This is a genomic window from Rothia aeria (assembly GCF_016726365.1).
GTDB lineage: Bacteria > Actinomycetota > Actinomycetes > Actinomycetales > Micrococcaceae > Rothia > Rothia aeria.
This window is the reverse complement of the sequence record NZ_CP068102.1, coordinates 1,036,313-1,057,605: the sequence shown is the minus strand read 5'-3', so window position 1 is coordinate 1,057,605 and position 21,293 is coordinate 1,036,313. Positions and strand designations below refer to the sequence as shown.

General features: G+C 59.0%; 16 protein-coding genes. 10 read left to right on the top strand and 6 right to left on the bottom strand.

Translation table 11 applies throughout. The annotated features are described in order from the left end of the window. Positions 1–26 precede the first annotated feature (26 nt). The 8 genes from I6I94_RS04400 to I6I94_RS04365 all read left to right on the top strand — a co-directional run bounded on the left by I6I94_RS04400 (position 27) and on the right by I6I94_RS04365 (position 8,526). A complete protein-coding gene (locus tag I6I94_RS04400) occupies positions 27–2,510 on the top strand; it encodes a PEP/pyruvate-binding domain-containing protein (RefSeq protein WP_128087459.1) in 2,484 nt (827 codons plus the stop codon). 6 nt (positions 2,511–2,516) lie between these two features. Further along, a complete protein-coding gene (locus tag I6I94_RS04395) occupies positions 2,517–3,713 on the top strand; it encodes an MFS transporter (RefSeq protein WP_128087460.1) in 1,197 nt (398 codons plus the stop codon). A gap of 290 nt (positions 3,714–4,003) precedes the next feature. Then, positions 4,004–5,674, top strand: coding sequence for an ATPase, T2SS/T4P/T4SS family (locus I6I94_RS11420; protein WP_236588941.1), 1,671 nt, complete (start codon positions 4,004–4,006; stop codon positions 5,672–5,674). After that, the gene (locus I6I94_RS04385; protein WP_006888264.1) at positions 5,664–6,332 is read left to right on the top strand and encodes a type II secretion system F family protein; all 669 of its coding nucleotides are present in this window, start codon (positions 5,664–5,666) and stop codon (positions 6,330–6,332) included. Before I6I94_RS11420 ends, I6I94_RS04385 begins: the two co-directional genes overlap by 11 nt. 41 nt (positions 6,333–6,373) lie before the next feature. After that, positions 6,374–7,117 carry a type II secretion system F family protein gene (locus I6I94_RS04380; protein ID WP_128087462.1) on the top strand — a complete coding sequence of 248 codons (744 nt, stop codon included), beginning with the start codon at positions 6,374–6,376 and terminating at the stop codon, positions 7,115–7,117. 40 nt (positions 7,118–7,157) lie between these two features. After that, positions 7,158–7,517 carry a DUF4244 domain-containing protein gene (locus tag I6I94_RS11415; RefSeq protein WP_006888047.1) on the top strand — a complete coding sequence of 120 codons (360 nt, stop codon included), beginning with the start codon at positions 7,158–7,160 and terminating at the stop codon, positions 7,515–7,517. Between the two features lie 129 nt (positions 7,518–7,646). Further along, entirely contained in the window at positions 7,647–8,105 is a 459-nt protein-coding gene (locus I6I94_RS04370; protein ID WP_236588940.1) for a TadE family type IV pilus minor pilin, read from the top strand. Next, positions 8,095–8,526, top strand: a complete 432-nt coding sequence (locus tag I6I94_RS04365; protein WP_128087463.1) for an Rv3654c family TadE-like protein — start codon at positions 8,095–8,097, stop codon at positions 8,524–8,526. The genes I6I94_RS04370 and I6I94_RS04365 overlap by 11 nt, the downstream gene beginning before the upstream one ends. Before the next feature lie 142 nt (positions 8,527–8,668). Here I6I94_RS04365 and I6I94_RS04360 read toward each other — a convergent pair whose 3' ends face one another. Next, a complete protein-coding gene (locus tag I6I94_RS04360) occupies positions 8,669–11,182 on the bottom strand; it encodes a DEAD/DEAH box helicase (RefSeq protein WP_371518665.1) in 2,514 nt (837 codons plus the stop codon). A 388-nt stretch (positions 11,183–11,570) separates the two neighbouring features. Here I6I94_RS04360 and trhO point away from each other — a divergent pair, with 388 nt between their 5' ends. Next, positions 11,571–12,485 carry an oxygen-dependent tRNA uridine(34) hydroxylase TrhO gene (gene trhO, locus I6I94_RS04355; protein ID WP_128087465.1) on the top strand — a complete coding sequence of 305 codons (915 nt, stop codon included), beginning with the start codon at positions 11,571–11,573 and terminating at the stop codon, positions 12,483–12,485. Continuing rightward, complete coding sequence (locus I6I94_RS04350; RefSeq protein ID WP_070554536.1) at positions 12,482–12,988, top strand: GyrI-like domain-containing protein; 507 nt, start codon at positions 12,482–12,484, stop codon at positions 12,986–12,988. Before trhO ends, I6I94_RS04350 begins: the two co-directional genes overlap by 4 nt. A gap of 10 nt (positions 12,989–12,998) precedes the next feature. On the opposite strand, the gene I6I94_RS04345 is transcribed toward I6I94_RS04350, so the two are convergent. The 5 genes from I6I94_RS04345 to I6I94_RS04325 form a co-directional block, all read right to left on the bottom strand. After that, entirely contained in the window at positions 12,999–13,463 is a 465-nt protein-coding gene (locus I6I94_RS04345; RefSeq protein WP_128087466.1) for a pyrimidine dimer DNA glycosylase/endonuclease V, read from the bottom strand. A gap of 143 nt (positions 13,464–13,606) precedes the next feature. Further along, entirely contained in the window at positions 13,607–14,986 is a 1,380-nt protein-coding gene (locus I6I94_RS04340; protein WP_236588938.1) for a hypothetical protein, read from the bottom strand. Positions 14,987–15,694: 708 nt separating this feature from the next. Then, a complete protein-coding gene (locus I6I94_RS04335; RefSeq protein ID WP_201620933.1) occupies positions 15,695–17,017 on the bottom strand; it encodes a hypothetical protein in 1,323 nt (440 codons plus the stop codon). 926 nt (positions 17,018–17,943) lie between these two features. Then, positions 17,944–19,224, bottom strand: coding sequence for a glycine-rich protein (locus I6I94_RS04330; RefSeq protein ID WP_128087468.1), 1,281 nt, complete (start codon positions 19,222–19,224; stop codon positions 17,944–17,946). Positions 19,225–19,637: 413 nt separating this feature from the next. Then, positions 19,638–21,008, bottom strand: a complete 1,371-nt coding sequence (locus I6I94_RS04325; RefSeq protein WP_128087469.1) for a hypothetical protein — start codon at positions 21,006–21,008, stop codon at positions 19,638–19,640. Positions 21,009–21,293: the final 285 nt, after the last annotated feature.

The following is a 21,293-nucleotide window of genomic DNA, read 5'->3' as shown; positions in this document are numbered from 1 at the left end:
AGCACGATTAAGGCGGTGATTGGGCGATGACAACCCCACACAAACAAGAGACGACCGCGTTCATATCCTGGTTCCGGCGAGGTCATCCCTTCGGGGACGCTCAGGTAGTCAGCGTCGGCGGCAAGGGCGCCAACCTTATAACGATGCATCGCGCCGGTCTGAACGTGCCGCCAGGATTTTGCATGACAACCGACGCCTACAGGGCAGCCGTCGCACCGATTGCTGAAGATATTATTCACGAGGCAGCCGGTACGAACTCTCACGCTGCACGAGAGCTGATCCTGAAGCAGGAAGTCCCGCGTGCCGTGCGAGATGCCGTCGTAGGGGCTTATCGGGCGCTGGGATCGCCGGTTGTGGCGGTACGTTCATCAGCGACAACGGAAGACCTGGACAGCGCGAGTTTCGCGGGGCAGCAGGATACCTATCTCGGTGTGCAGGGAGAAGACTCTGTTGTCGATGCCCTAAGGCGATGCTGGGCATCCCTCTGGACGGATCGAGCGGTGGCATACCGCACAGAAGCCGGGTTCTCCCACGAATCGGCGGAACTTGCCGTGGTGGTGCAGGAAATGGTCGCTGCAGACGTGGCGGGCGTCTTATTTACGGCAGATCCTATCTCTGGCATGACAGACCGGATGCTCATCAGCGCCTCCTACGGTCTTGGCGAATCCGTCGTCGCCGCCCACGTCAACCCGGATACATTTACGCTGGACTCACAGGGGCACGCCGTCGAGACGATCATCGGGGATAAAGAAACGCGCATCGACCTCGACCACACCGGCGGGACTAAGAGAAGCCCGGTTCCACCGGATGATCGTACGGCTTCATGCCTGTCAGACTCCGATCTTCGACGACTTCACGCTCTCGGGCGGCAGGTATCCGCCTATTACAACGCACCCCAAGATATCGAGTGGGGTATATGCGGCGATGAGCTCTACCTCTTGCAGACTCGACCGATTACATCTTTATCGAATCCGTCGAAAACCGACTCGGGACACGGACCTGCACAGTCAAAGATTCTACAGATGATGCGTGATGACCTGATCGAGCATTATCCCGCTCCGTATCCCCTGGATATCATGCCCGTGCGCAAGGTACAGCAGGAAGTTCAGCAAGTTCTCGGTTCTCTCGGGGTGGATACACCACCCGTTGATCGTGTTATCCGCATCAGCGATGACGGGATTGCGAGCATACATGCAACGTGGCCACGTGTTTCGCCGCGCATCGTAACGCACTTGCCGCGCACGATTCGACAGGCTTTTTCGGCGGCGAATCCCGACTGGGATGCAGACTCGCTGGATTGGAAACATGAACTTGAAGCATTCCAGGCGGATAATCGGGCACTTGAGAGTATCACCAACTGTGATCTGATTGCGCGGAGCCACCGGGCGGTTGACGCGGCAGCTGAGCTTACGCGCGCTCGCTTCTCGCGCTACCTCATACCGCTAATGTTCAAACGTGCTGAGGCGGATATGATGATGAAAATTGCGCGGCTCGGCCCGAGCGTCACCACCGAGGATTTATTCGCGAACCTCGATTTTGTGACGGCACATATCGACCGTGAGATTTCGCGTCTCTGCGAGCGCGCCCGCGAACTCGGTCTCGATGACGTCCTTGTGGACACGGATAACGCGGTTGAATCTCTCTCGAAGCGTCCCAATGGGTCGACGTTTCTCGAAGAGGTTCAGCAGACGCTGTCGCGGATTGGGGCGCGCACACCGCGCATGTACCTGCCCTATTCAAGCAGGTCTTGGGGCGAGAACCCCGAGGCATTTTTCACGCTGATTGCCGCCGGTATTCGCGGCAGGCACACCATGGATGCGGAACGGGCCGATAAACGTCAGCTTGTGCGCAGCCGACTGCCACGGTTCCTGCATAAACGTTGGGATAAGACGGTCACCGCGCTGCGGGCTCTGCATGTCGCACGTGAAGGCTCTCTGTATCTCATCGAAGAATGGTTTGTTGAGGCTCGTAGGGTCATGGACGAGATCGCACATCGACTCGTTGAACGCGGCGTCTTGGCGAATCCCTCAGATGTAACCTATGCGCTGTTTGATGAGGTGGAATCTGCGCTGCTTGCAGAAGAACCATCCTCCGATCTTCAGCAGAGGATTTCGCGCCGAAAGCAGAAGCGCACAACCGCTGAGACTCTGTGGTGGGACCGGGGGAATCACCGGTCTGAGACGGACGGCATCAAAGGAGTTGGCGCGAGCCCAGGGGTGACGATGGGCACGGCACGGGTCATCCACGGGCCGGAAGAGTTCGGGCTGTTGGAACCGGGCGAAGTGCTCGTGTGCCGGTACACCGATCCCACCTGGACCCCGCTGTTCAATGTGGCTGCCGCCGTGGTGGCTGATACTGGAGGTCCGCTTTCTCACGCGGCTATCGTTGCGCGCGAGGTCGGGATTCCCGCTGTACTCGGCACTCAATCCGGTACGCAGGATATTGTGTCGGGTCAGACGATTCGGGTCGATGGGAACACAGGACTGGTTACACCGGTCGAAAGTGAGTGAGGGCAGATGAATCGTCGTCACTGGTGTCTGGCAGCCGTGCTCATTGGTTCTGCTTCGGCTACGCTGATGCAGAACTTTATCACGGTCAGTTTGCCGACGATTGCCTCCGAGCTCGCTGGTCACAGCACCGTGGGGTGGGTTGTGGGTGCCTACATGTTAGCGTCCACCGCTGTGCTTCTGAACAGTGGTCGCTGGGCCGACCGCCAAGGACCGCGAAAGGTTTATGTTGTGGGTACCCTGCTGTATGCGGCAGCTACAGTGTTGACTTCGCAGTCTCAGTCGATGGTGCAGCTCATTATGTTCAGGGTTATTCAGGGGCTTGGCGCTGGCATTATTGTGCCCGCGAGTATGGCGGCTGTGACCCGGTACTGGCGTGATAAACGTCTTGGTAGGATTATTGGTCTGCTGGGCTCAATGCAGGTTGTTGCGACACTGATCGGGGCACCTCTTGGGGGCTGGCTGACCTCAGTTCTCGGCTGGCGTGTGGCGTTCGCAAGCCCCGCTCTTCTATCTATCACGGCTCTTGCCCTCTCGTTGAGCCTCCCCGGAAGCCGGCTGCCGAGTGAACCCGCTGAAGCGCGAAGCCTCCTGTCTGTACTGGCTGAGCCGGTACTCGTGCGAGGACTGATCAGCACGGCGGGTTTGTCGAGCCTTGCCTTCGGTGCCGCCGTCTATCTGCCCATGTCAATGGCCCATACGCTGCAGATGGATGCCGCAACTTTAGGATGGCTGGTACTGCCTCTGGTGGCGGGAAGCGGAATCGGCTCCGCAATCGGCGGACTGCGCGCGCATCATGCACGCACAGAGGTAATCGGGTGGCTGACGGCGACTATCGGCGTCCTGACGTGCCTGGTGCCTCATATCTGGTCGCTGACTGTGGGAGGCGCACTCGTGGGAATTGGTGTCGGCATCGGTATGCCCGCGATCTTCGTGAGGCTCCAGGGTGCGATCGGCGGCGGAAATGAGGCCGTGACAAGCGGGTTTGTTCAATTCGCCAGGAACGCCGGTGGTGCTTTGGGGGTGCCCCTCTACGGAATCGGGTTGATGCTGCCCGTGGTTCTCTCCGTCTCTCTGCTGCTGACCTTCTCGTTCATGTCTGCCGCCGCGATTGGCGGACTTATCCTGTGCTGGGCGGGAATCATTGGTGTTTCTGCATGCAACCCGGTACATGAACCGTTACGTAAAGACAGGGTAACAGAGTAAGGCGATAAGAACCCTTTCTGGTGGTAAGGGCACTGTACCTTTATTTCTTTCGCAGCAGTACCTATAAACAGTAAAGAATACTAAAAGTATGATAAAAGAATTTATGACTACTTAAACTCACAATACACTGCTTCATAAAAAGTCATAGAAGAGCTTCATATGTGAATAATACGTATGAAACACTGTGAAAAAACGTGTGGAAAGCCGGGGGCACGGCCCAAAATGAAAAGTTATCCACAATATCGCAGAGCCCCGCCCCGCGTACGCGCAAAACCCGGTGAAATAGTGCCATGAACACCGCGCACCCCATGACAGCACCGAGTAACACCCCGGCACCGGCCCGGGCCGCTACCCACGCCGGTCACCCCGCGGCGGCCCCCACACCCCGCCCTCACAGCTTCGCCGCCCCTGCCGCACCAGGTGCGGTAGGTATCCACACAAGTAATGACCTATCGCCCCTCGCCCCGCTTCTGGTAAGCTCAGCCACCAGCGACCCCAGTACGGCCGCACCCGCTGGAACCATTACAGCCGCCCAGCCCACTACCCAAAACCCCGAAGAACCGGCGGCAGAATCCCGCAACATGCCCGCCATCATAGGCACCGCCGAAAACCCCACCGCCCGAGAGATAGCCCTACGGGCAATGCGTATCCTACTGGGCGAATCCTCAGAATACGGACGTGAAGCCTGCGAAAACGCGCTGCAGACCGCCATTGACGAGCGGGAAGAAAGCATTAGCGCCACCGTGACGCTCGCACCGGAACGCCCCGCCTCTTCCGAGACAGCGCAGGAACCAGCGCCGTCAGCCCACCCCGAAAACCCGGACGATACCCCCAGCAGCACCCTGCACGACACCGCCCTGCGCTACCTGCACCACGAGCTGCACGGCATGGGGGCACTCGAAAACCTGACTGGCATACCCCACCTGAGCGATATATACGTTAACGGCCCCGCCGACATTTGGGTGCAGGCCGCCGGGCAAACCCAGCCAACGGCACTCACCCTCGGAAACGAGGCGCGGGTGCGTTCCCTCGCCCAGCGGCTTATCCGCGCATCCGGCGGCAGGCTCGATGCGGCCCACCCCGCCGCCGATGTACAGGATACCCACGGGCGGCGCATCCACGCCGTTATACCTCCGCTGGTGCCCCGCACCCATCTGTCGGTGCGTGTGGCGGCTTCTCGCAGGCAAACCCTTGAAGACCTAGAGAAAACGGGTATGTTCGACGCCGGCACAGCCGCAGAACTGCGGAGCATTATTGCCGAGAAGAAAAGCTTCATCATTAGCGGCGGCACCGGAACCGGAAAAACCACCCTGCTCAACGCGATGCTTGCCCTCTGCCCGGCTAATGAGCGGCTTCTCACCCTCGAAGACACCCCCGAATTAGCACCCTCCCACCCGCACGTGGTGGCTATGATGACCCGTGCCGCAAACACTGAAGGAACCGGAGAAATCAACCTGGGGGAGCTGATTGTTCAGGCGCTGCGCATGGCCCCAGACCGTCTTATCGTGGGGGAGTGCCGCGGGGCAGAAATCACGCACCTGCTCACCGCCATGAACACCGGGCACACCGGTGCAGGTACCAGCCTGCACGCCAACTCGGCGCGTGCCGTACCCATGCGACTAGCCGCCCTTGGGGCGCTTGCCGGGCTGGACGCCCGCACTGTTGCTCTTCACGCGGCCACCGCATTCGACCGTATTATCCACTTGCAGAAAGACGGGCCCACCCGCCGGGTGGAGGGGATCTACGAGCTCGCGCTCGACCGTGAAGAGCTTACCGTCCGGCCTGTACCCTCCCACGCGGTACCAAAAATACAACTTTCAGAGTTTGAACTTCCGCAATACACCCCAGTCGGTATTCCTTCACCTGCCGGTGCAGACACTACCCCTCACCTGAAACTTGCCACCGCCGAAGACCTCGCTCCATCCGAGCCTGTTATGGAAAGGCGCCTCTATGTTGCCTAAACAGCCCACCCCAGAAGAACTTCGCCTCTGGCCTGATGCCCTGCGTGCCATTGCCGTTCAGCTTGATGCCGGGCTGAGCCAAGCCCAAGCTATCGCCGGTGCTCTCACCCGTATTGCCTCCGACCGCGCAGAGCACTCACCGGCCGCCCCCGCTCAGCTGTCCTGGTTTGCACGCCGCGGATACCGGCAGGCGACACAGGATATTGCCACTCTATTCACCGCCCTGGGGGCCAATGCCGAACTGGGGCTGCCTCTATCTCAAGCCTGTCAACAGTGGGTTCACACCCACACCGGCACCGCCCGCCAGCACAGTGTGCAGCGTGTTAACGAGCTGCTGGTATGTCTGCATTTGAGTGAGGCAACCGGGTCCGCACTGTCGGCCACCCTGCGCCGTGCCGCCGAGCACGCTGAAGAAAGCATTGATGCGTTGCTGGGGCGAGAAAGCGCGCTCGCCGCACCTCGGGCCACGGGCCGGATCCTCTCACTGCTGCCCTTTATTGGGTTGGGGCTGGGGGAGTTAATGGGCACTTCACCGGTGAGTGTGCTGACTGGTTCGATTGCCGGGGCGTGTGCCGGATTAGTGGGGGTTGGGCTTGCGCTTGCCGGAAGACGCTGGACGGCGGCCCTAGTGCACGCCGCAGAAACTGAGACCTTCTAAAACACCAAAGAACTGCCGGAAAACCGTGAAAGGAGTGAAACATGGATGATCTGCTGATAACCGCCAGCCTATTCGCCCTGTGTGCGGCCTGCGCCCTGTCGATTGCACGCCGTATTATCAACCGCAGAAATGTTCAACGTGAAACAAAAAAGAATAAGCATTCTTTATTTTCTGCTGGGGTTTCCCGCTCTCACACTACGGCGCATCTGGACTCGCAGAGTGTAAAAACCCGTCTGCCGTTACTCACTAAACGCACCGGGCAGACTGCCGCAAAAAGCGCAGGGCCCCGTATCGACACGGCTCTTGCTCTCGAAATACTCGCCGCTCAGCTCGACTCCGGGCTGGGACTACACCAGGCACTCACCGCCTTAGCCGATGCGCTGCCTGACACCCCTCCGCAGACTCAGCGAAAACGTAAACAGCGTTCTGATAATGCCGCACCATCGCAGCCTCAGGGAACGCCCGGGCGGCTGCGCAGCATATGCGCTGCCCTCACCCTGGGGGCAGACTGGGATACCGCGTGGGCACCGCACACTACCGACCCGCTCCTGGGTGAATTGGGGCGCATCCTCGCACCGGGTTACGCCTCCGGGGCACCCAGCGCCACCCTGCTCAGGCACCAAGCCGATGCGCACCGCACCGGCAACCGCCGTGCCGCCGAACGCGCCGCAGGGAAACTCTCCGTAGCTCTCGTGCTGCCGCTGGGGCTGTGCTCGCTACCGGCATTTATCTGCCTGAGCATCATACCGATTTTGGTGTCGCTGCTGCCTACCTTGGCAGGGTAAGACACCGCAACCTAATAAAAATCCATGAAAGGAAATAACCATGACCGCCGTATACCCCTCCCTTACCGCACTGGCAAACCAGGAATTTTTGGCGACCCACGACACCGGGTGCACCACCGAAATGTGCACACCCCTGTGCCGCCAAGCCTCCCAGTTCGCCCAGCTGCCAACCGGGATGATCGACACCGACCGTATTACCGCCGCATACACCGCCACCGGGGCTAACACCGCCGCCCACGCCCCGGTGGGCGACCCTGAAGAAGGTGCCAGCACTGCAGAATACGGTATTGTGATGCTCGCCGCCGTCGGTTTCGCGGGGCTGCTGGTGGCCATCCTCAAATCAGATGAGGTACGTGAAATGCTGCTGGGGGTAATCCGTAATGCCCTCTCCATTGGGTAGAACTATGCGCCGCCGCCCGGGTGTTCCCCCTTTAGCTGGTGCACCCGGGGCGGTGTGTGATTTCCTGCTCTACCCGGTGGGAATTGCACGCCTTGGCAGCCGTAATACATCAGTAAAGAGTGAATAATCATGCGTATATATTCGCCGTGGCGGGTGCGTGAACCCTCCTCAGCACCCGGCCCCTCAAAAATACGTTCCGCAGACCCCTCTGACGCTGAGCACGGGGCAGTAACCGCCGAATTCGCGGTGGTGCTGCCGGGGGTAACCCTCGTACTGGCCCTCTGTTTAGGTGCCGTCGCAACAGGGGCGGCACAGGTTCGGCTAGAGGACGCTGCGCGGGCTGCCGCACGCGCCGCCGCCCGGGGAGATACCGAAGCCAGCATCCACACGGCCGTCTCCCAAACGGACCGGGATGCCGCCGTGAGCATTGCCCGCGAAGGGAACACGGTGCGTGTGAGCGCCGAACGGAAAGCACCTGGGGTTATCGGCGCAACCACCGGCTGGACGCTCCGCGCGCAGGCAACCGCCAGCGTCGAAGGATCCGAGGGGCTGCAAGATACTGGGGAAGCCGCACACCATGAAGAATAAACATTCTGTACTACGTGCTAATGCTCCCACACCCCGCACCGCCTCGGCTGGGCGTGCCACAGAAGAAGGCAGCGGCACCGTGCTTGCCCTCACCATTATCGCCGGGGTGCTTATCCTCACGGTACTCACGCTCGGAGCGGCGGGCGCCTACGCCGCCCACCGGCGCGCCGCCACTGCGGCTGACCTGAGCGCTCTCGCCGCCGCCGACACGCTCAGGGGCCTAAGCGAAGGAGAACCGTGCGCGAATGCTGCGCGCATCGCCCAGGAAAACGGGGCGAACTTAGCCGCCTGCACCGAACCTTCCCGCCCCGACACGATGGATGTGCGCGTCAGTGTTCCCATTACCGGCCCCTTCGCGTTCCTGGGCGACGCAAAAGGCCAGGCGCGAGCGGGGGCACCCGATGACACCGGTGACGAGTAGCCATGTGCGGGCCATAACGGACCCTGCCGCAAAGTGTTCACGGCACCTCGGTGCTGTATCAATAATGGCGGCGCTAGGGTGAACCACCACCCCAAAACGGCACCTAGTAAAGGGCACGTCTGCCCTCACCGCGCCGGTGCCGCTACCCGGCCTCATCGAGTGAGTGCAGCATTGCCCGCAGCAGGTTTTGTGCGCCCGCCTTGGAGAGCGGTTCGTTGCGGTTGCCGCATTTGGGGGACTGCACGCAGGAGGGACAGCCACTCTCGCATCCGCAGGAATCAATAGCATCCAGAGTTGCGCCCAACCAGGTGCGAACCGCCTCAAACCCGCGCTGGGTAAAGCCTGCTCCGCCGGGTGCTGCATCGTACACGAAGATGGTGGGGCGTTCCGTATCGGCGTGGTACAGGGTGGAGAGTCCGCCTAAATCCCAGCGGTCGCAGGTTGCAATCAGTGGTAGTAGGCCGATGGCGGCGTGTTCTGCGGCGTGCAGGGTGCCGGGTGCATCAGGCTCAGCCACGCCGGCGGCAAACAGGTAGCTCGGGTCAAAGGTAAACCAGATAGCCTCGGTCATCAGGATGCTCGGCGGCATCTCCATCGGCTCATCGCCCAGGTACTCACTGCCGTACACCGAAAACCGTTGAAAGCCCATAACCTGATCGGTCACCTGAACCCGCCCGCGGTGCATCGTCAGACCAGCAGCACCGGGCTGGGCGCCGTCGAACCCGTACCGCACACCCGCCTTTTCCTGCAGAATCTTCACCTCGGTCGCCTCAATCGCCCGCGTGTAATAGTCGGGGTACACTCGCGAGAGCAGGATAACGCGCGCCGCTTCATCCAAGGACTCCACCAGGTATTGGGCGTTCTGGTGAATATAGATAGCTCCCGGGTGTCCCTGAGTCATTGCCTGCGCCGAATCCATCGTGCCGATTAGCGAACCATCCTCGGCATCAATCAGCTGATAGGGACCACCGCCGGTGGCACGCAGATCCACCAGATTCGTGGCCGACTCCGCGTGCGTCCAATACCAGCCGTCCGCCCTGCGGCGCAGATAATTCTGCTGCACCAGCCGGTTAAGCAGAGCCTCAGTATGCTCGCCGAACAGGGAAAGCTCCTCGGCACGTAGCGGAGACTCCGCCGCGGCAGCGCACAAATGCGGCGAAAGCACGTAAGGGTTCGTTGGGTCGAATACGGTAGCTTCCACGCTCTGCCCGAAAATCGCCTGCGGATGATGCACCAGGTACGTATCCAACGGATCGTCCCCGGCGATAAGCACGGCGAGCGCATCCTGACCCCCGCGACCGGCGCGCCCAATCCGCTGAATAAAGGATGCGCGGGTTCCGGGCCAGCCCGCCACGAGTACCGCATCCAGCCCGGAAATATCGATACCCAGCTCAAGCGCAGAGGTACTTGCCAGCCCGAGCAGTTCGCCGGTGCGCAGCCGATGCTCAAGCTCACGGCGTTCCTCGGGCATATACCCCGAACGGTACGCCGCCACCCGATGCGCCAGCCCCGCCTCCGTCTCATCAAGGTAGCGCTGCGCTCTCTGAGAGATCAGCTCGGCACCGCGCCGCGACCGGGTGAAGGCAAGCGTGCGGGTGCGTGAGAGTACCAGGTCGGTGAGCATCTGCGCGCCCTGTTCGATAGCGGAGATGCGCTGTGGTGCCTGCTTTTCTGCCTCGGAACGGGTGTCGAAGGCGCTCGCACCGGCGGCGAGTTTATCGGTCACCTGCGTATCGGGCAGGAACTCCGGTTCCCACAGGATGACGGTGGATTCTCCGCGGGGTGCGGTCGATGCGGTAATCGCGTCAACGTTCCCCTCGGGCACTCCAATGAGCTTGGCGAAAGACTCGGCAGGGTTCGCGCTCGTGGCGGATGCCCCATAAAACACCGGATTTACGCGGTAGAGCGCGCAGACTCGGCGTAGGCGGCGCAGCAGATTGGCGATATGCGCGCCGAACACGCCGCGGTAGCTGTGCACTTCGTCAAGCACCACATAGCGCAGCCCGCGCAGGAAGTTCGCCCATTGCCGGTGGTTGCCCAGAATTCCGTAGTTGAGCATATCCGGGGTGGTGAGCACAAAATTAGCGTGTTCGCGCACCCACCGCCGCTCCTGCGCCGGGGTGTCGCCGTCATAGGTGGCGGCGTTGAGCCCGGGAAGATGATAGGCGGTGATGGCGTTGAGCTGGTCGGCTGAGAGTGCCCGCGCCGGTGAAATATATAGAACGTTCGCTCTCTGATGAAAACCTGTGGAACCTGCATTAGTGGCCGTGGCGCTGAGCGGTTCACGGCGCGCCCCGCGGTAGAGGGCATCGAAAGCGGGCATGAGGTAACTCAGCGATTTTCCGGATGCGGTCCCGGTCGCCACAATCACATGCCGCGCCGTTGTACCCGACTCATCGTGCCCCTGCCCGGAAGCTCGCCCGAAGGAGAGCCGGTGCGCGTCTTCGGCGAGTGCAGCATCGAATGCACAATGCGCTGCCTGTGCCGCCTGCACCTGGTGGGTGTACGGTTCGTGCACGCCCAGCGACTCGAAAGCCTCAATCACGCGCGGGTGCAGCCAGTGCGGCCACGGCGAATACTGCCCTTCACGTGCGGGGATGCGGTGCACATGGGTGATTTGCGGGGGCAGCAAGCCGTCGCCGGGGAGCTTGGGCATAAGCCTGCTCAGCTGTTCGCGAAGGTTCTCGTCGGGGCGCGAGGCAGAGGGGAATCCGGGGTGCTCATCAGCCGGGGAGTCGCAGGAAGGTTCGGGGCGCATCACACCATTGTAAAACCTCGGGTACGGTAAACCGGCGTGGGCAATCGCAGGGCGCCCGGCATGTTCCACTCGCCCCGGCAGGCAGGTCTTCGCCGTGAGAAAACGGCGAAATCAGCCGGTGCAATGGGGCAGAAAAACGACGAGACATACCTCATGGTGAAGAAACCACATGCACCCCATCATCGCGGGCGCATCTCGCAGGAGAACAAGGATTATCGGCCACATTACGGGACGAGCGCTACCGCCACGGCACACACGATGTACCCAGAAAGCGTAAAATAGGAGGGTGGCTCAGAATCGAATTATCTTGTATTACCAGTTTGCCCCCATAACCGACCCCGTGGCGGTCATGCTCTGGCAGCGTGCCCTGTGCGAGAAGCTCGGTTTGCGCGGGCGCATCCTCATTTCCAAACACGGCATTAACGGCACGCTCGGCGGCGAAATCAGCGCGGTTAAGGCGTACACCAAAGAGACCCGCCAGTACCCCGGTTTCAAGAACATGGAGTTCAAATGGTCTGAGGGCGGTGCCGAAGATTTTCCCCGTCTGTCGGTCAAAGCGCGCGATGAAATCGTGGCGTTCGGCGCTCCCGACGAGCTCACAGTAGACGAAAACGGCGTGGTCGGCGGCGGCGTGCACCTCAAACCCGAAGAGGTGAACAAGCTTGTAGAAGAACGCGGCGATGAAGTCGTCTTCTTCGACGGACGCAACGCATTCGAGGCTAAAATCGGTAAGTTCAAGAACGCCGTGGTGCCCGATGTTCGCACCACCCACGACTTTATCCGCGAGATCGAATCCGGTAAGTATGACGATCTGAAAGATAAGCCTGTCGTCACCTACTGCACCGGCGGCATTCGATGCGAAATCCTCTCCGCCCTTATGAAGAACCGCGGATTTAAAGAGATCTACCAGATCGACGGCGGTATTGTGCGCTACGGCGAAAAGTACGGCGATAAGTCCCTGTGGGAGGGCTCGCTCTACGTGTTCGACAAGCGCATGCACATGGAGTTCACCCCGGATACCGTCACGATCGGCCAGTGTGAGCGCTGCTCGGCGCCGTCCAATAAGTTCGAGAACTGCTCGAATGAGAGCTGTCGCGAACTCGTGCTTCTGTGCCCCGAATGCGCCACCGATGATGCGAAACGCCGCTGCGTGCCCGAATGCGCGGTGGACCGCCAGAGCGCCCACGCGGGTATCTCATGAGCGAGTCCGTACAGGCGCCCGTGACTGTTTCACCCGCGCGCATTGAAAAACACGGCTCTTTGCTGGTGGCGGGAGTATCCCAGGTGTATAAGCTGGGGGACGATTTCACGCCGCTGTGGGATGAGCTGAATCAGAAGGCATCCCCGGCGATGCTCGATATTCTGGCGGTCACCCAGTACATTGGCGTGTGCACCCAACCCAGTACCGATGGTTTCGTGCGCTACACGGCCGGTATTTTGGTTGATGACCGCGCCTCGGCGCATAAACTTGGGCTGGGTCTGCTGGAACTTCCCGCGAGCACCTACGCGGTGGTTGAGGTTACCGGGCCGATTTCGCGGTCTATTCCGGCAGGTTTTGAGAGCTTTGAGCGTGAGTTCTTCCCGTCGCATCCGCAGTACCGCCCGTTAGGCGGCCTGGAGGTGTACGGTCGCGGCGATATGCAGGCGGCAGACTACACGATGGAACTGTGGGTTCCGCTGCTAGAGGTTCCTGCCTCAGCATAAAGCGCTCCGACTAGAACTCCTTAGTCTTCTCCCAAGCCTCTATTTCGCCGGGGACTACCTCGAACACGGGGTGCACCGCGGGCTTACCGGCCTGGGTGAATTTCGCGAGACGCTCGGTAAGAATAGGCTCCCAATCGGCATCTCGCCCGGCAACTTTGTGCGCCAGAAAGCTCAGCTCGTAGGCAAGCTGGCCCTCGGTCACGGCAATAGGCTCCAGGTTCTTACCCCGCTCAGCGGTAATCAGCGAACGGTTGAAGGAGTACCCGCGCAGCTGCGCCTCATCGGCGAGCCCGTGCAGATAAGCCCCAATAGCCTCTACCGGCTGAGAATGCGCACGAAACCGAATGAGCTGCGGATGATTCGTGTACCCTCGGGTGAGCCCGCGCAGCACTTTCTGCGCAAGCAAGCTCTCACGCCAGCACGCGATCAGGGCGCGACGGTCAAGAAGGGACGGGTGGGCAGACCAAATACGCATCCATCCACTATACAGCCGCAGACCTGCGCTCTTAGGTAAAACAGCAGCGGTCTGCCCAAAAATATTGAGGCAGAATGCACCTGTGGGGCGCTCGCATCTGAACAGGATGCGAGCGCCCCACATTAGTGTAGGTACCCTCTATGCTACGAGTTCCGCGCCATCCATTCTGGATCTTCGGGCGAGGTAGGCTCCGGATCGGGCTGCTTATTCGGATCTGAAGGGCAGAAAGAATACCTAATCATACCGTCTGTGGTTGATCCCACCACTACGGATGAGCCGCCTTCAGCGGTAATATAGGGATCGATTACGTCAGGGGAAACAAAGTTTCCGCCGCCACCGCCACCACCGGAGGCAACACCCACAAACGCGGTATCAGACTTGAGACTTTCGGATGCGACAGCCACCGCCGAACCTGACCCGCCTCCACCGTAGCCCGCGCCACCGCCGCCGGAAACAATGTACCCGGTAGCATTGCGGTCATCACTCGTGTTGCCTACGGTACTGAGCGCGTACCCATAGGCGACAACGCCGTCAGCCCCGTTGCCGTTGGGGCCTGAGCCACCAGATTTGCCCGCAGAGTTTCCGGTACGAATCTCTGTTCGCGCAGTAGAGTCAAAGATCAGCTCTTTATCTCCCGTGACGGTAGCTAGGGCACCGCCAGAGCCACCGATCGCGCTGCTGCCGTTCGATCCGGAGGGAATTAGAACCTCGGCGTCGTAGTGCTGGTGGTAACGTTCCTGCCCCGAGAATCCCAAGCCTTCTGGCACATAGTCATCACCTGCGGAACCGCCCCGACCAATATGCAGATTAGGGCTTTCATAGAAGGTTGGGTCGTCTGTTATCCATGTTCCTCCCTCCTGGGTAGCGTGTGTGAATCCGCGTGCGCCCGCGCCTCCACCGCCTCCGGCAACGGCGAGTACGGTTTCTTGGGAGGTTTGTGCATCGACCATGACGATTGCTGAAGAACCGCCGCCAGAGCCCGAATAGACCGTAACCTTATTGCTGTGGCTGTTCAGTTTACCCTGTACGTCTGACCCCAGTTCGGTGGGCAGTGCCGCAGACGAACCGCCATTACCGTACCCTTCGCCGCCTTTGGCGGGGCGGTCATAATATCCGACGCCGCTGGTACCCACATAGAATTTGATGCGCTGCCCGGGTGTTACCTTGACGGTTCCCTTAATGTAGCCGCCGCCGCCTCCAGTACCGCCGGTTCGGTTAGGTCCTGTGAACTCCGAGTATGGTGCAATAAGGGTACCGCCTACACCGCCGAGTAGATCAAAGCGCATATATGAGGCATAGTCGGGAACCACAATTTCTTCATAGCCTTTTTCACCGGCTGCACGATTTTCCGCCGCCATGCGCATATCCTTGGCAAAAATCTCGTAGCTTTTATCGGGGTCTAGGCAGGGGCCGTCGTCGGCAGATGATGATGCATACGCCGGAATAACGGCGGTGCTCAGCACAAGCGGCGCAGCCCATGCGGTTCCGGTCACCAGATCTCGGCGAGAAATGCCTCGTCTCATAGAAAATATCCTTGTGTTTGAAATTGTTGTGAGTGTTTACCGTGCACAATGATCCCCAAGGAACAATGCGCTGCACCGCCAGGTTAGGGCTGATGAGGCTTCACAATGCGGGCGCGATGTCATAGCCAGCGGGGCTATCGTGACAGAGGCAGATACGACGGTGGAGGTGAGGACGGCTGGTGCCGCCCACGCCGCACCGGCGACGAGTTTTCTGCGTGAGATACCCCGTGTCATGTGTGATGTAGTCCTTGGGTTGGTCTTGTGTTTGAGCTGAGAGCACCCGGCGCTTATGCGCCTCTCCCACGTAATGGGGGAGAGGCGCAATGGGGCTAGACTACTGTAGCTGAGTGAATACTTGAGTCTGCCGTACTGCCGCAGCAATGCGACCGGCGCTCCTTCATAAGTATGCCACATAAGCCCGATATTTAAGAATATATATGCATTTATAGTGCGGTGTGATGTTGACTTACTAAACTGTAAAGTCTAGCTTTATAAAGACCTTTTGGGGTGTTTAAGAGAAAATTAAGCCACTGGTCTTCGAATGCATTTTTATCCACCCAAGGTGGTGGGAAGGGGTAATAAATAAGCCGCACGGCACCGCGAACACCCAAGAGATAAACCCTAAAATAATCCCGGGTGTCCGCGCCGCCGTGCGACACGCTTATATATTTTTAGGCTAACCGGCCGATACGGGGACCGGATCAGCCGCTACTTGGAGACGCAGAATGCGTACTGGCCAATACCGTCACGGGACTCGCCGCGAACCGTGCCCTGCCCGCTTGAGCGCTGGAAGGTGGGGTTGATGACGTCGGCAGCGACAAAGCTGCCGCCACCGCCACCGCCACCGGCGACCACACCTGCACTCACTGAGTAGGCATCGCTTACGGTCTTCCCATCTCCCAACACGTTAATAGTCTGTGCGCCAATAGCTGCTGCTGCGCCTGAACCGCCGCCGCCGTAGCCGCCACCGCCACCGCCAGAAACAGCGTATGCGGTTACGTTGAACTTGTAAGGGCTTCCGCCGTCGGGCTGGTCGGTTTCTTTGGTACTGATCGAGTAGGAGTATGCCACCACACCGTCGGCACCACTAGCTTTCGCGCCTGAACCGCCCGCAACACCTGCTACGGTGCTGGTGCGGATATTTGACTCGGTGGTGCTGGAGAAGGAAAGGTCCTTAGCGGTGCTGTAGGTGGCTTTGCTGCCGCCTGCGCCGCCGTTTGCGCCGCTGCCGGGGTTACCGCCGCGTACAGTTACTATTGCGGAGGGGTATTCGCTGTACACCTCGGTGCCGTTACTGCCAGCCTGCGGGAAGTCGCTCGCATCGCCGCCATTACTGAGTACCGGGAAACCACCGTCAGTCTTCCAGCCAGCCAGCTTGGTGCCGTTCAGAGTCTCACGTGCTGCCTGGGTCATAGCGCGGGTGCCACCGCCGCCACCGCCGCCAGCGACGGCGAGCAGTTTTTCTTCCGAAGATCCCTTATCGCTAATAAGCACGGCGCTTGCGCCACCGCCTGAGCCCGAGTACACCACAATGTGGTTGTAGGTGGGGCTCTGCATTTCATCCAGGTCAGATACTTCTACGCCGGTTTCAAGAAGAGTGTTGGAGCTACCGCCGTTCCCGTAGCCTTCACCACCTGCGGCAGGCTTGTCGTAGAGGCCAAGGCCGCCAGCGCCCACATGGAACTTCACGGTCTGTCCGGGGGTGACCTTAATGGTTCCCTCAATATCTGCGCCTGCGCCGCCATCACCGACGTTGCGGTTAGCATGGTCGACGCCGCCGCCGTAACCGCCCTGGATCTTAAACCACATGTAGGTGGCACCTTCGGGGACAGTTATTTCTTCGTAGCCCTTTTTATTATTTGCACGACCTGGGGCAACTGTCTGGCGTGCTTCGAAGTCATTGAGGTTTTGGCAGGGGTTAACTGAAGATGCATACGCGGGTATAGCTGTAGATGTCAGCACTGCGGGGGCGGCCCAAGCGGCGCCTGCCACGAGCGACCTGCGGGAAATATTCCTGGTCATGGTCTGCATGTCCTTGAGTGTAGTAGTTCGAGTGTGAACGTGTCACTGCGTGGGTATTGGGCGCGTGGTAGCCACAAGAGGGTGAATACTGCGTGCGGGAAATCAATACCTACTGATGACAGTTGAAAGCTGAGCGAGTACTACGGCACCTGAGAAGGCACCTCCCCTCAGTGTGCCCGCAGGACTCATAAAACTCAAGTAAATATTGACGATTGGGTAGATTTTTTCTTGAAAATATGATAAACAACCTATCCAGGTTGCATATACTCTACTTTTTGGTTGTACTTATTCCACCCCTTGATACGTTTTAATGTTTTACCGGTGTAGTAAACCGGTGACAGGTGGCTATTTTATGATGCGCATCGCATAAAAAACAGGTTTTTCGTGATGGAAAACACCTTAAAAATAGTGTCTTGGGAGCCATGAAAAGACAAAAAACGAACCCTCTCATTTGAAAGTTAAACATTCAAACGAGAAAGTCCGTTGCTCCAACTATAGGTTTATATAAAGCTTTACCAGAAGCTCTATAGTCCGCTGTATTTCAGGGGAATCAAGGGGTGGGTGAACCCCAAGTAAGCAGCTGCATTATTGCTGCTGTGCATCTGTTGCTAGGTGTGATGCTCCTGCTGTGAGGTGGGGTGGAGAATATGCACCGCTCCACTATTGACCGCGCCACCGCTAAATGCATAAATATAGGCTGTTCCAATCATGCAATCAGCTGCAAAAACACTAGCCAACACCGTCCGCCGGCAGTGTGAACATCGGTACTGATGGCGTAGAACACGTCATTGGTGTATACCCGTATTTCATGCCATTGGCAGGGCATGAAATACGGGTAGGATTGAGAGCTTCACCTGTGTGCGGCTGGAAGCCGCAGCTAGGGGTGCGCAGAGAGGCCTATAACCTGGTTTTATGACATAAGTTCATCATTAGACCTAGGCGGGGAAACAGAAACCATATTCCAGGTACCCCGGCTCAAGATCAGTAGATGCTGTAAAGTAGGTTCCACCTATGTCTGGAGAAATATAAGAATCGCCGCCACCGCCGCCACCCATCGTGACCCCCATGCCAATGGCGTACACTTCGCCGCTGTGCTCATCATACTTTTGCATTCCAAGTGCGAGAACACCACCTGAACTGCCACCGCCCCAGCCAGCTCCACCACCGGGTGAAACCGCATACCCAGAGACGGCATGCACATATTCTGAAGCATTAGCGTCATCACCATAAAACTTATGGGTGCTGTAGGCATACCCATACGCTGCCACGCCGTCCGCTCCGTGAGCACGCAGACCGTCGCCTCCAATGCCCCCGGTGGTGCTCATGGTGCGGATGGTGACAGGTGTCTGTTCGACGCTCTTGAAAACAAACGGGTCAATAGTGGGGAGTTCGGCGGGTTCTGAGCCTTTACCCCCTATTCCACCGTATCCTCTTTTGCCTCCATGTACGAATAGTTGTTTCCCCTCGTAGAATCCGTAGTAATTACGGTAGCCGTAAAAGTTTCCGTCAACGGACCAACCATCTCCACCGTAGTGTAGTGGATGAATTGAGTCTCCTCCCATCCCCATGTAGGGGGAACCGTAATTCTCCCATGAGGCATCCCTCTTATGATCAGATGTATTTCTGGAATCATCTGCGGTACCTCGGAGACCGGCGCCTCCGCCGCCGCCAGCAACAACAAGAACTGTTTCTTGTGCAGGATCAGCAGGATCAACCCTCACAATTGCTGATGACCCGCCGCCTGATCCGCCGTATATCACTACGTTGTCTGCTTTAAGGTCTGTCAGGATCTTCTGTTCTTCGGCAGGTATAACCGATGAGGGAGAAAGCTTAGAAGAACCGCCTTTACCGTATCCGGCACCCCCTTCTGCCGGTCGGGTACCGAAAGCCTCGCCAGAGGAACCCAAATAAATTTTAAAGATCTGACCGGGGGTCACCTCAAGAGCCCCCGAGACCTTTGCTCCATGTCCGCCGATAGCATACGATTCCAGGTACCCGCCTGCGCCTCCAACAAGCTCGAAGTACAGACTGGCTGCCCCATCAGGTACAACAATCTCGTGATAGTTTGTTTCTGCGGCGGTAATCCTACTGCTTTTAGGGCAGATGAGACGTGTCGATGATGCCGCATAGGCGGGTACTGCTGTGGAAGCTAACACTGCAGGTGCCGCCCAGGCGGTACCAACCACGACTCTCCGGCGTGAAATCTCTTGGGTCATCGTATGAAATTTTCCTTGTGTTTAGGTGAATGTGAGTGAGCGTCCCGCCCAAGGCGCACAACACGCTGTGCGCAGCATATACAGCAGGTCATGCGGCCCGCCACGCAGCGGAATGCAAAAATATTCTTGCCCGTATGATAAGTCGGTCACGTAAGAAACGCCTTGAAGAGACCTGTTTATTATTCCACAGCAGAGGCAGTATTGAATATTTTCTAAAACTCAAGTGAACCGTGAAAGATACCCCTATATGCTGGCGCTTAAACCTGCCCTCTGAAAGCCATTGGCGCCCAAGAGAAAACCACCACTAAACCTACCTATTTGGGGATAAAAATTATCTGGGCCCCACACGCTACACCCACAATTAGCGTATGGGGCCCAGATAAGTCTGTGTGCTGATCGCTCGTAAACCTTGGTTAAGGCCAGGGATACATTTTCCCGTCATGGTCGATCTGGTTGTTGCGTGACGGGCAGAACGAGTACTGTGCCGTACCGTCCGTGAACTCTTCACGGTTCTTGCCTCGGCTGTACCCAACCATCTCAACATGTGCGTCAAGCACATTGCTGTTCACATAGTTGCCGCCCGCGCCGCCAGCACCAGAAACAGCACCGGCGCTCACCGCGTACGTTTGCGGTTTGGAGTTATTCGCAAGCTGGTCGGTGGTTTGTGCACCAACCACCACGGCCGCACCCGAACCGCCGCCGCCATAGCCGCCGCCACCGCCACCAGAGACAATGTACGCCGCCACGTTATAGTCGTAGGTTTGTGCGTTTTCCGGCAGGGTAGCGGCAATATTCGTGACATACCCGTAGGCGGCCACACCGTCACCGCCGTGCCCGAAGTCGCCGGTGCCACCAGCGGCCCCTGCGACACCACGTGAGCGGATCTGCGACTGCGGTGTGTTTGTGAACGAGAGCCCGCGGGCGCTTCTGAACGTGGGGTTGCTGCCGCCGCGTGCGCCTCGGCCGATGTTCCTGCCTGCGGTAGCTCCTGAGGGGGCAATAATTCGGCCGGCGCCGTACTGGGCGTATACCTCTTCAGCGTTTTTGCTGGGTTTGCTGGCCTTTGATTCACCGCCGTCGCCGCCGTTACCCAGGTAGGGCGGGCTGTAGCGCGGAGCCCATTTGGGAACATCGGGGTCGAACTGCCGCCAGGTGGGCATTTTCGCCCCATCGGGCAGGTTCGTGCGGGAAGTGGCGATAATGCCGCGTGCCCCGCCTCCGCCGCCTCCGCCGGCAACGGCAATGAGGGTTTCCGCGTCACCATCAAGCAGCACCAGCGCCGATGAGCCGCCGCCCGAGCCTGAGTAGATGATCAGGCGGTTGTAGTCTGCGCTGGTCATGCGCTCCTTATCGGAGTCTTCGTACACGTACTCCGGCATGAGCGCCGATGAGCCGCCGCGGGTGTAGCCGTCACCGCCGTCGGCGGGCTCATAGTAGTGGCCGATACCGCCAGCCGCCAAGTAGAAACGGTACTTCTGCCCGGGGGTGACTGCGATAACTCCGCTTACTTCTGCGCCGTAGCCGCCTGAGCCGCCGGAGTAGTCGTCCATATCAACCCCGCCGCCTTGGCCGCCTTCAATGTAGAACCGCATGTACGAGACACCGTCGGGGATGGTGATGTCTTCAACTGCGCGCTCGCGCGGGGCGCGTTCTGGGGCGACTTCGTGCATGTACTGGCGCAGACCGTAGGCGGAATCTTCACCGGGTTCGAGGTCAAAATGCAGACAGGGAGCGAGGTCCATGATGGAGGCGGAGTACGCCGGGATCGCGGTAGAAGCTACCACCGCGGGGGCAGCCCAAGCGGCCCCTTTAACAAGATTTCTGCGAGAAAATCCCCGGGTCATGGCATGTGTCCTTGAATATGAGCGTGAGTGATATGAAGGGTGTGAAAACTCAACACATTATTGCTGGCGCATATCTATACGCAACGTCGATAGTGTTAATAGGCGCGTGCTCTTCGGCGGGCGTCTGAGTATTCACCCGTCATTCTGCCATACGAAGGTGCAGAACTACTATTTGGTGACATTCAACTAGACATTTATTTTTATTTCAATATTTATGCGCAAATC